General features: G+C 72.1%; 9 protein-coding genes. 3 read left to right on the top strand and 6 right to left on the bottom strand.

What is annotated here, in order from left to right; genetic code table 11:
- Nucleotides 1-77: 77 nt before the first annotated feature.
- Nucleotides 78-1,301, top strand: a complete 1,224-nt coding sequence (locus ACH4KB_RS22995; RefSeq protein ID WP_398067751.1) for an amidohydrolase — start codon at nt 78-80, stop codon at nt 1,299-1,301.
- An 85-nt stretch (nt 1,302-1,386) separates the two neighbouring features.
- Here ACH4KB_RS22995 and ACH4KB_RS22990 read toward each other — a convergent pair whose 3' ends face one another.
- A complete protein-coding gene (locus tag ACH4KB_RS22990; RefSeq protein WP_398067750.1) occupies nt 1,387-2,394 on the bottom strand; it encodes an ABC transporter substrate-binding protein in 1,008 nt (335 codons plus the stop codon).
- 149 nt (nt 2,395-2,543) lie between these two features.
- Between ACH4KB_RS22990 and ACH4KB_RS22985 the strand changes: the two genes are divergently transcribed.
- Nucleotides 2,544-3,335: an ABC transporter ATP-binding protein gene (locus tag ACH4KB_RS22985; protein ID WP_398067749.1), complete on the top strand. Its 792-nt coding sequence runs from the start codon at nt 2,544-2,546 to the stop codon at nt 3,333-3,335.
- 6 nt (nt 3,336-3,341) lie between these two features.
- Here the strand turns inward: ACH4KB_RS22985 and ACH4KB_RS22980 are convergent, their stop codons facing one another.
- The 5 genes from ACH4KB_RS22980 to ACH4KB_RS22960 all read right to left on the bottom strand — a co-directional run bounded on the left by ACH4KB_RS22980 (nt 3,342) and on the right by ACH4KB_RS22960 (nt 9,967).
- Nucleotides 3,342-4,376 carry an MFS transporter gene (locus ACH4KB_RS22980; protein WP_398067748.1) on the bottom strand — a complete coding sequence of 345 codons (1,035 nt, stop codon included), beginning with the start codon at nt 4,374-4,376 and terminating at the stop codon, nt 3,342-3,344.
- A gap of 85 nt (nt 4,377-4,461) precedes the next feature.
- Nucleotides 4,462-4,815, bottom strand: coding sequence for a MarR family winged helix-turn-helix transcriptional regulator (locus tag ACH4KB_RS22975; RefSeq protein WP_398067747.1), 354 nt, complete (start codon nt 4,813-4,815; stop codon nt 4,462-4,464).
- A 2-nt stretch (nt 4,816-4,817) separates the two neighbouring features.
- Nucleotides 4,818-5,855, bottom strand: coding sequence for a methylmalonyl Co-A mutase-associated GTPase MeaB (meaB, locus tag ACH4KB_RS22970; protein ID WP_398067746.1), 1,038 nt, complete (start codon nt 5,853-5,855; stop codon nt 4,818-4,820).
- A gap of 12 nt (nt 5,856-5,867) precedes the next feature.
- A complete protein-coding gene (gene scpA / locus ACH4KB_RS22965) occupies nt 5,868-8,093 on the bottom strand; it encodes a methylmalonyl-CoA mutase (RefSeq protein WP_398067745.1) in 2,226 nt (741 codons plus the stop codon).
- Nucleotides 8,093-9,967, bottom strand: a complete 1,875-nt coding sequence (locus tag ACH4KB_RS22960) for a methylmalonyl-CoA mutase family protein (RefSeq protein ID WP_398067744.1) — start codon at nt 9,965-9,967, stop codon at nt 8,093-8,095. Before ACH4KB_RS22960 ends, scpA begins: the two co-directional genes overlap by 1 nt.
- 260 nt (nt 9,968-10,227) lie before the next feature.
- Here ACH4KB_RS22960 and ACH4KB_RS22955 point away from each other — a divergent pair, with 260 nt between their 5' ends.
- A complete protein-coding gene (locus ACH4KB_RS22955) occupies nt 10,228-10,755 on the top strand; it encodes a DUF6325 family protein (protein ID WP_398067743.1) in 528 nt (175 codons plus the stop codon).
- Nucleotides 10,756-10,865: the final 110 nt, after the last annotated feature.

Raw genomic sequence — 10,865 nt, 5'->3', positions numbered from 1 at the left:
TTAGGTAAGGCTAAGTTAACCTATTTCCGACTGTGCAGGCGACCGCCCCGGGGCGGTCCGGAACGCAAGGAGAGCCCATGACCGTCCCCGTAGCCCCACGCCCCGAGACGCGCCCCGAGACGCCTCCCGGGACACGGGCCGACGAGCCGGCCGACGAGCGGATGCGTGCCCTCAGGGCCGCCGTGCGGGAGACGGTCGGCTCCAGCGCCCCGGCCCTGCTCGACCTGAGCCGGCGTCTGCACGCGGAACCCGAGACCGCGTTCGAGGAACACAAGGCCGCCGCCCTCTGCCATGAACTCCTCGCCTCACACGGCTTCGAGGTCACCGCGCCCGCCCATGGTCTGGACACGGCGTTCCGCGCCACGATCGGCTCCGGCCCCGTCACCGTGGCCATCGCCTGCGAGTACGACGCCCTGCCGGGACTGGGACATGCCTGCGGGCACAATCTCATCGCCGCGGCCGGAGTGGGCGCGGCCCTCGGCCTCGCTCCGTACGCGGACGAACTCGGCCTGACCGTCCGGGTCATCGGCACTCCCGCCGAGGAGCGGGGCGCGGGCAAGGCGCTGCTGCTGGAGGCCGGCGCGTTCGACGGGGCCGACGCCGCGATGATGGTGCACCCCTGTCCCTTCGAGATGGCCGACTTCCGCTCCTTCGCGCTCGGCACCCTCGACGTCGTCTACACCGGCCGCGCCGCGCACCCCAGCCTCAATCCTCACGAGGGCCGCAACGCCGCCGACGCGCTGACCGTCGCCCAGGTTGCCCTCGGCCTCCTGCGCCAGCAACTGCCCCCGCAGTGGCGGGTGCACGGCATCACCACCGCCGCCGGGACCGCGCCCAACGCGATCCCCGACCGGGCCACCGCCACGTACGAGATACGTGCACTGGCCGCCGAGGACCTGCGCGAACTGCGGCAGCGGGTCGAGGACTGCTTCCGTGCCGGGGCGCTCGCCACCGGCTGCGAAGTGACCCTGGAGCGGCCCGAGCCCGACTATCTCGACTTCCGGGGCGATCCGGAGCTGATCCGGCTCTGGACCGCCAACGCCCGCGAGCTGGGCCGCGCCGAACCGGTCGAGCGCCCGCCGTTCGCGTGCACCGACATGGGCAACGTCTCGCACGTGGTGCCGTCCATCCACCCGGTGCTCGACATCAGCGGGGGAGCCTGCGGTCCGCACGAGGCGGCGTTCGCCGAGGCGGCGGTCTCCCCGGCGGCCGAACAGGCCCTGCTCGACGGAGCGGTGGGCATGGCATGGACCGCCGCCGACTTCGCGGCCTCCAGGGTGGCGGGCCGGCCGTCCCTCTGACGAGGCGGGCCGGGGCCCGGGCGGGCGTGCGGCCCGGACCGGCAGTTCCCGGTCCGGGCCGCACGGCGTGGAAGTCACCCGGAGGTCACTTGGCCGAGAGCGCCTTGACGTAGTCGTCGAGGACGACGTCCGCCGCGAGCGGACCGCCCCGGGTGGACCACACCGAGCCGTCGACGGTCACCGTGTGGCCGTCCCTGACGGCGCCCAGCTCCTTGTAGGCCGGCTTGGACTGGACGTCCTTCAGCGCCTTCGCGCCGTCCGAGGTGAGCGTCGACAGGAACAGCCAGTCGCCGTCGATCTCGTCGATCTTCTCCAGGCTCAGCGACGGCGTGTGCGCGTTGCCGTCCTTGTTCTGGGACGCGGGCCGCTTCAGCCCCATCTCCAGGGCGACGCCACTGGCGAACTGCTTGTTCTCCATCCAGCTCGGCCCGTCCGGGTTCCAGCGGACGATGGAGACCTCGGCGCCCTTGTTCGCGCCCAGCTTCTCCCCGGCGGCCTTGGCGGCGGCCTCATGGCCGGAGATGAACTTGTTGGCGTCGTCCAGCTTGTTGACGGCGTTGCCGACACCGCGGAAGAACAGCTTCCAGTCGTCGGTCGGCGCCATCGTCACCAGCGTGGCCGGGGTGATCTCCCGCAACTGCTTGAGCACCTGTTCGTCCTGCATGTCCCCGGCGAGGATCAGGTCGGGCCTCGCGGCGACGACCTTGTCCATGACCGGCTGGAGCAGGTTGCCCACGACGTCGATGCCCTCGACCCTGTCGGCGAGGTAGGCCGGCGGCTTGTCGAGGCCCTGGCCGTTGGTGATGCCGACCGGCTTGATGTCCAACGCCAGTACCGCGTCCAGGTCTTCCTGGGTCAGGGTGACGACGCGCTTCGGCTCCGCCGGTATCTCGACCGCCTTTCCGGTGGCGTCCTTGACCGTACGGGTCGCGGAGGAGGCGCTGTCCGCCTTGCCGGCCTTGTCCCCGGAGGACTTGCCCGAGTCGGAGTCCGTTCCGCAGGCCGTCAGGAGCAGGGCGGCGGCGCCCAGCGCGGCGACGGCGCGCGCCGCTCTTCGGGCGGCGGCACGGGTGGGGCGGTGGTGCAGGATCATCAAGGGCTCCGGGTTCAACGGGACATGAGGCGTCGACGGCCGTACGGTCACACGGGTGCGTCCGGCGGCTCGTGAGCGAGCTAAGGTTAGCCTTACTTTAGCGACATCGGGCAAAGTGGTGCCCAAGTCCTTCGGAAAGGCCTGTCTCCGTGGAAATCCGAGTCGAACAGCTCACCGCTGGATACGCCGGTCATACCGCCGTGGATCAGGTCGACCTGACCGTCCCCTCCGGGCAGGTCGTGGCGATCGTCGGCCCCAACGGCTGCGGCAAGTCGACTTTTCTGCGCTCGATGGCCCGACTCCACCAGCCGCGCTCCGGCCGGGTGTTCGTCGGCGACGCCGACGTCTGGCAGCTGCGCCAGCGCGACGCGGCCCACCGCATCGCCCTGCTGCCCCAGGCCCCGCAGGCGCCCGAGGCGGTCACCGTCGTCGGACTCGTGCGGTACGGACGCCATCCGCACCAGGGGCTGTTCCGCCAGTGGTCGCAGGAGGACGAGAACGCCGTCACCCGCGCCCTGGAGGCCACCGGTACCGCCGCCCTGGCCGGGCGCCGGCTCGACCAGCTCTCCGGCGGCCAGCGTCAGCGCTGCTGGCTCGCCATGTCCCTCGCCCAGGAGACCCCCGTCGTCCTGCTCGACGAGCCCACCAGCGCCCTCGACATCGGCCACGCCGTGGAGGTCCTGGACCTGGTCCGCGAAGTCGCCGCGCAGGGCCGCACCATCGTCATGGTGCTCCACGACCTCGCCGCCGCCGCACGGTACGCCGACCTCCTGGTCGCCATGCGCGACGGGCGGATCGTCGCCACGGGGCCGCCCCGCGAGACCGTGGACACCGCGCTGGTCCAGGAGCTCTACGGCATCGAGGCGGAGATCCTCACCGCGACCTCCGACGGGGCGCCCGTCGTCGTACCGACCGTCCGCGTGCCGGCGGTCGGCGTCTGAGCCGGCCTAATCACTTGTCGCTTCCGCCGGGGCGAGGGCCGTGGGGGCGGATGGCTTCTCGGGGGCGCCCGCCACCGCCAGACAACCGAGCACCGGCCACAGAGACCCCGCCAGGCCGAAACAGGCCAGCGCCAGCCCCCAGATCCCTGCCGCGTACAGCTGTACGAGACCGGCGCGGCGCAGGCGCGTCACCATGCCGGAGAGCAGGCCCGCCGTGATCCCGCCGACCGAGACGGCGGAGAGGAACAGGCCGAGGGTCCGCGGGTCTCCGCCGAAGCGGATCTCGTTGACCAGGGGGAAGAGCGCGATGGGCATGGCCAGCAGCGTCGCGGACAGGTCGGTGGCCATCGAGCCCCACAGCGTCGGGCGGCGCAGCACGATCAGCCGGCCGCCAGGCTCGGTCCGGGGCCCGCCGCCTGACGCGGCGGCGCCTTCGGGGCGCATGGCGGGGAGGCGGACCACCGCGAGCAACGCGACCGTCACGGCCACGGCCTGAGCCGCGTAGGCGGCGGAGAAGCCCCAGCCGGCGATGATCAGCCCCGCCGGCGCGGGGCCGGCCGGCATCGCCGTCTGGAAGGAGACGTTGGTCAACGCGAGCCCGGCCGCCACCTGGTCGCTCGGCAGGAGCCGGACCGGGAAGGTGCGCCGGGCGGGTGCTCCGAGAGCGCCGCAACTCGTTCCCACGGCAACCAGGGCGAGCAGCAGCACGCTGCGGTTGTCCGCCAGGGCCTGGGCGCAGAGCCCCGCGGCGGCCACCACCTGCCCCGCGGTGGCGGCCCGTACCACCGTACGGCGGTCATGCGCGTCGGCCAGGGACCCGCCGACCAGGCCGAACAGCACCATCGGCAGACCGGTGGCGAGCCCGATGGCACCCGTGCCCACCGGGCTGCCCGTCAACTCCCAGACCTGGGCCAGCACCGCCACGATGGCTGTCTGGCCGCCGAGTTGGGATGCGGAGGTGCCGATCCACAGGTCGCGGAACGGCTGATTGCCCCGGAGCGGGCGGGTGTCGAGGAACGGGCCGCCGACACGCCGTTTCACCGGGGCGGCTCGGTCAGGTGGTGGAGGACCCGCTGCCGCATCGACCTGCGCTCCAGCGCCCGCCGCACGTCCTCGACGACGGCGGTCATCGCGTCGGGACCTCGCCGTCCAGCTCGGCGACCGTGCTGTGGGTGGCGCGCCACTCCGCCTCCAGGAACGGCACCAGCGACCGGCCGCGGTCGGTGAGGTCGATCCGCCGGGTGCGGGCGTCGGGCCCGGGCTCGGAGGTGACGAGCCCCGCGTCGCGCATGGCGGCGACGGTCTGGCTGGTCGCGGAGTGCGAGCGCCCCAGGGACTTCGCGAGCTCGCGGATGGTCAACGGCCCGGTGTGCGCGAGCCGGATCAACGGATAGACGAATCGAGGCCGTACGCCCGCGATGCCCCGCTCGATGTAGACCTGCTCCCTCGGCGCACTCGCCCCGGCGGGCGACGGCGACACGCTCAGCCGGGCTCTCCCGCACCGCCCTCGCGGCGCGCTCCGGCCTCACGGAACTCGCCCCCGCGGAACACCGCGAGGATCTCCTCGGCGGCCAGCGTCGCCGTCAACGTGCCCTCCCGGACCCGCTGTTCCAGCTCCGGCGCGAGCTTCCGCACCGCCGGGTGGCTGTGCAGACCGTCCAGCAACGCGTCGCGGACCATCGTCCACGTCCAGTCCACCTGCTGGTCGCGGCGCTTGGCCGCCAGCCGGCCGCTCGACTCCAGGAGCGTCCGGTGCTGCTCCAGCCGTTCCCACAGGGTGTCGAGACCACTCGACTCACGCGCGCTGCACGTGAGCACCGGGGGCGTCCAGGCCGCGTCCGCCGGATGCATCAGCCTCAGCGCGCCAGCCAGTTCGCGCGCGGCCGAGCGGGCGTCACGCTCGTGCGGGCCGTCGGCCTTGTTGACCGCGATGGCGTCCGCCAGCTCCAGGACGCCCTTCTTGATGCCCTGCAACTGGTCGCCGGTACGGGCCAGCGTCAGCAGCAGGAAGGTGTCGACCATGTTGGAGACGGCCGTCTCCGACTGTCCGACGCCCACCGTCTCCACCAGCACCACGTCGTAACCCGCCGCCTCCATCACCACGATGGACTCCCGGGTCGCCTTGGCCACCCCGCCCAGCGTGCCCGCCGTGGGGGAGGGGCGGACGAAGGCGGCCGGGTCCACCGCGAGGCGTTCCATCCGGGTCTTGTCGCCCAGGATGGAGCCGCCCGTACGGCTGGAGGACGGGTCGACCGCCAGGACTGCCACCCGGTGCCCGAGCCCTGTGAGCATCGTGCCGAGCGCGTCGATGAACGTGGACTTGCCCACGCCGGGCACCCCGCTGATCCCGATCCGCCGGGCCGCCCCCGCGTGCGGCAACAGCCGGCTCAGCAACTCCTGCGCCAGCACCCGGTGTTCGGCCCGCGTCGACTCGACGAGCGTGATCGCGCGCGCCACGAACGCCCGCTTCCCGTCGAGGACTCCCCGCACATAGCCGTCGATGTCGATCTTCGCAGCCATCAGGTCAGCGGCTCACAGCTCGTGGCCGAGCGCGGCGCCGAGCCGCGTGACCAGGTCGTGGGCCGCGTCCGGGATCACCGTCCCCGGTGGGAAGACGGAGGCGGCGCCCGCCTCGTGCAGCGCCTCGATGTCCTGCGGCGGAATCACCCCGCCCACCACGATCATGATGTCCTCGCGCCCCTCGGCGGCCAGCTCCTCGCGCAGCGCGGGCACGAGCGTGAGGTGTCCGGCCGCCAGCGAGGAGACGCCCACGATGTGCACGTCGGCCTCGACGGCCTGCCGCGCCACCTCGCCGGGCGTCTGGAACAGCGGGCCGACGTCCACGTCGAAGCCAAGGTCGGCGAAGGCCGTGGCGATCACCTTCTGGCCCCGGTCGTGCCCGTCCTGCCCCATCTTGGCGACGAGGATGCGCGGACGGCGGCCCTCGGCCTCCTCGAAGGCCTCGACCAGTGCGCGGGTGCGGTCCACCGAAGGGGACTCTCCTGCCTCTTTGCGGTACACACCGGAGATCGTACGGATCTGCCCGGCGTGCCGTCCGTACACCTTCTCCAGCGCGTCCGAGATCTCCCCGACCGTGGCCATCGCCCGCGCCGCGTCGACCGCCAGCGCCAGCAGATTGCCCTCCAGGCCCGGGCCCGGGTCTCGCTCGGCGGCGGCCGTCAGCGCGCGCAGCGCTTCCTGGCACGCCACCTCGTCGCGCTCCTCGCGCAGCCGGCGCAGCTTCTCGATCTGCTGGGTGCGCACCGAGGAGTTGTCGACCTTGAGGACGTCGATCTTCTCGTCGGTCTCCACCCGGTACTTGTTCACCCCGATCACCGGCTGCCGCCCGGAGTCGATCCGCGCCTGCGTGCGCGCGGCGGCCTCCTCCACCCGGAGCTTGGGGATGCCCGCGTCGATGGCCTTCGCCATGCCGCCGGCCGCCTCGACCTCCTCGATGTGCTGCCAGGCCCGGTCCGCCAGGTCCCGCGTCAGCTTCTCCACGTAGGCGCTGCCGCCCCACGGGTCGATGACCCGGCAGGTGCCGGACTCCTGCTGGAGGAGGAGCTGCGTGTTACGGGCGATGCGGGCGGAGAAATCGGTGGGCAGCGCCAACGCCTCGTCCAGCGCGTTGGTGTGCAGCGACTGGGTGTGTCCCTGCGTCGCGGCCATCGCCTCCACGCACGTACGCGTCACATTGTTGAACACGTCCTGCGCGGTCAGCGACCAGCCGGACGTCTGCGAATGGGTACGCAGGGACAGCGACTTGGGGTTCTTCGGGTCGAACTGCTTGACCAGCCGCGCCCACAGGAGCCGGGCCGCCCGCAACTTCGCGACCTCCATGAAGAAGTTCATGCCGATCGCCCAGAAGAACGACAGTCGCGGCGCGAACGCGTCGACATCCAGCCCGGCTTCCTGCCCGGCCCGCAGATACTCCACCCCGTCGGCCAGCGTGTACGCCAGCTCCAGATCGGCCGTCGCCCCGGCCTCCTGGATGTGATAGCCGGAGATCGAGATGGAGTTGTAGCGCGGCATCTTCCTTGAGGTGAACGCGAAGATGTCGGAGATGATCCGCATCGAGGGCGACGGCGGATAGATGTAGGTGTTGCGGACCATGAACTCCTTCAGAATGTCGTTCTGAATGGTCCCGGCCAGCTTCTCGGGCGGCACGCCCTGTTCCTCGGCGGCCACGATGTACAGCGCCAGTACGGGGAGCACCGCGCCGTTCATCGTCATCGACACCGACATCCGGTCCAGCGGAATGCCGTCGAACAACTGGCGCATGTCGAGAATCGAGTCGATCGCCACCCCGGCCATGCCGACGTCGCCGGTGACCCGTGGGTGGTCGCTGTCGTAGCCCCGGTGGGTGGGCAGGTCGAAGGCGACCGACAGACCCTTCTGGCCGGCCGCGAGGTTGCGCCGGTAGAAGGCGTTGGACTCCTCGGCCGTGGAGAAACCGGCGTACTGACGGATCGTCCAGGGCTGGTTGACGTACATCGTCGGGTAGGGCCCGCGCAGATACGGGGCGATCCCCGGATACGAGTGCAGCGCGTCCAGGCCCTCCAGGTCCTCACCGGTGTAGAGCGGCTTGACCGTGATGCCCTCGGGCGTCTCCCAGAGCGGGGCCTCGGAACCGTCGGCGGCCTTCGTCACGGCCGCACGCCACTCCTCGGCGGAACCGGCGGGCGGCGCGTCGGCCGTGAGCGGCACGTCGGAGAAGTCGGGAACGGAGGATTTCCGGTCCGTGGGCGATGTCGGCATCACGCCACTCCCATGCGGTCGAGTACGGAGGTGAGAACGGCGACCGCGTCGCAGCCGGCGAAGACATAGGCGTCGACATCGGCATACTCGCCGGGGCGTCCCGCGAGGAACACCCGTACCGCTCCTGCCGACTTCAGCGCACCGGCCACCTGCTCCGCCTGCTCGGCGTACAGCGTGTCCGACGAGCACAGAACGGCGACCCTCGCCCCGGAGGCGGTCAGCGCGCCGGCGGCGGCGGCGGCCCCCTCCTCGATGGCCTCCGACACCGGCTCGTGGACCGCCTCGATCCCGCCCGCGCCGAAGAGGTTGACGGCGAAGGAGACCCGCGCGGTGTGCGCGGCGGCAGGACCGAGCGCGGCGACGAACACCTTCGGGCGGCTCCCGGTCGCCGCGAGGTGCGCGTCGGAGCGGGCGCGCAGCGCCTCGAACGCCTCGTCGCGCCGGACCCGGGGCAGCCCGCCCGGAGTACCCGCGTACGCGTCGGGGGCGGGCTCGCGCTCCACCGGGCGCTCGCCCGGCTGCGGGAACTCGCTCACCCCGGTGATCGGCTCCTTGCGGCGGGCCAGCTTCGCGCTGCGCGCCGCCCAGGTGGCGGCGAGCCGCTCCGCGACCGTCCCGGAGCGCAGGGCGGCGGGCAGACCGCCCGCCCGCTCGGTCTCCTGGAAGAACGCCCAGGCGGCCGAGGCGAGTTCGTCGGTCAGCCGCTCCACGTACCAGGAGCCGCCCGCCGGGTCGATGACACGCGCCAGGTGCGACTCCTCCATGAGGATCGTCGAGGTATTACGGGCGATCCGCCGCGCGAACGCGTCGGGCAGGCCCAGTGCGTGATCGAACGGCAGCACGGTCACGGAGTCCGCGCCGCCCACCCCCGCGCCCAGCGTGGCCAGCGTGGTGCGCAGCATGTTCACCCACGGATCGCGGCGGGTCATCATCACCGGCGAGCTGACGGCGTGCTGCCGCTGGGATCCGGCGCCAGGGGCCCCGGAGGCCTCGGCGACCCGCGCCCACAGCCGGCGTGCCGCGCGCAGCTTGGCGATGGTCAGGAACTGGTCGGCGGTGGCCGCGTAGCGGAACTCCAGCTGCCCGCAGGCCGCTGCCACACTCATCCCGGCACCGGTGAGGGCCCGCAGATACGCGACGCCGGAGGCCAGGGAGAGCCCCAGCTCCTCGCCGGCCGAACCGCCGGCCTCGTGGTAGGGGAGTGCGTCCACGGTGATGGCCCGGATTCCCGGGTACTCCGCGTCGCACATCCGCGCCCAGCGCACGGCGGCGGTGAAATCCGCCTCGACGCCCGTCCGGGCCTCGTGGCCGAGCGGGTCGGCCCCCAGCGTGCCGCGCGCCGCACTCTTCGCGACGCCGCGTTCCCCGTACAGCCGCAGCAGCTCCGTCGCCGCGGCGTCCAGGTCGGCCGGGGCGTCGAGGGCGATGGGCGCGAGGTCGAGGTACACGCCTTCGAGCGCCCGGGCGAGCCCGTCGACGGGGACGCCCACCGGGCCGCCCACGGTGAGCCAGAGGGAGGTGACGCCGTTCTCCAGATCGCCGAGCACCGCCTCGTTGAGCCGGGCGGGGTCGGACAGCGTGTGGCGTTGGCGCACGTCCCAGCCGCCTGCCGCGTTCCCCTCGGCCCTGCTGCCCCGGGTGAACGGGGCGAAGCCGGGAAAGCCGGTGTCCGGCGACTCGTCTCGTGCGGTGTAGAGGGGGCGGGTGGTGATCCCGTCCTCCAGTGTGGTGGACAGCGCTTCCTCGGCGGCCGGGCCCGGGACTTCCTTGCCCGACTTGCGCAGTACGCCCTCTACGAGGGTCTGCCACTGGTCATGGGAAGGGTCGGGGAACGCGGCGGCCGGAGAGAGCCCGTCAGCAGGCTGGACCGTCATGCTCAGATGCTAGGCCAGTGCGCCGAACCAGCAGCAGGGGCACAGGCTGTGACCTTGCCCTCGCGGAGATGTACTTGATCCTTTACATACGGTCGCGTAGTCGGCCGGGCGGCGGCAACACGGCGGTCCTCGACATCGGGATGAATCGGGGCGGAGATGCATATTATGTGCGAAGTTTCCTGATTTTTTATGCCATCCCTGGAATGCCGTATCCACCCCGGCGCCCCCCGTGGCCGCCGGGACACGGAGAGGACGCGACCGTGGCCGTCGGACCTGTGGAGTACCTCGTCATCGCCTTTCCCGGCAGTCGTTTCACCGGGGTGGTCGCCCCCGTGCTCGCCGACGCCGTGTCGTCCGGAGCCGTACGGGCGGGCGACCTGGCCTTCGTGCGCAGGGTCGACGGCGGCACGCCGGCCCCGGTGGAACTGCGGGAGCTGGACCCCGAGGGAGTGGTTCCCGGCGATACGGCCGAGGGCGGGGCGGCGCCGGTCCTGGGCGCGGAGGACGTCGAAAGGCTCGGCCGGGGGTTGCCCGCGGGCGATGTCGTGGCGATCGTCGTCCGGGAGGACCTGTGGACCACGCGGCTCGCCCGCGCGGCCCGCGAGGCCGGGGGCGCGTTCGTCGCGCACGAGCGTCTCGGGGCCGGTGATTCCGGTGATGTCAGTGACCAGGAGGTCGCGGGGGACGACATCATCACCCGGCTGGAGCGGCTCGCCGAACTGTGGAGGCGGGACGTCCTCACCGACGACGAGTTCGTGGAGCAGAAGACGAAGCTCCTGTCGGACTGATGCCCGGCCGACGCCCCGGGGTGCCGCCCGGAGCTCTCCGGTGGCGCTTTCCTTGCTGCATTCGACGTTGATCCTGATATGTGGAATTCCTGGAATTCATCGGGGAAAGA

Source organism: Streptomyces sp. NPDC017520 (assembly GCF_044329855.1).
Lineage (GTDB): Bacteria > Actinomycetota > Actinomycetes > Streptomycetales > Streptomycetaceae > Streptomyces.
The sequence above is the reverse complement of the archived record's forward strand: the minus strand, read 5'-3'. Positions and strand labels throughout refer to the sequence as shown.

Bases quoted from the DNA above. Each gene is read 5' to 3' on its own strand.
- meaB (WP_398067746.1), bottom strand. From the start codon at position 5,855: ATGGCTGCGAAGATCGACATCGACGGCTATGTGCGGGGAGTCCTCGAC.
- ACH4KB_RS22990 (WP_398067750.1), bottom strand. From the start codon at position 2,394: ATGATCCTGCACCACCGCCCCACCCGTGCCGCCGCCCGAAGAGCGGCG.
- ACH4KB_RS22995 (WP_398067751.1), top strand. From the start codon at position 78: ATGACCGTCCCCGTAGCCCCACGCCCCGAGACGCGCCCCGAGACGCCT.
- ACH4KB_RS22960 (WP_398067744.1), bottom strand. From the start codon at position 9,967: ATGACGGTCCAGCCTGCTGACGGGCTCTCTCCGGCCGCCGCGTTCCCC.
- scpA (WP_398067745.1), bottom strand. From the start codon at position 8,093: ATGCCGACATCGCCCACGGACCGGAAATCCTCCGTTCCCGACTTCTCC.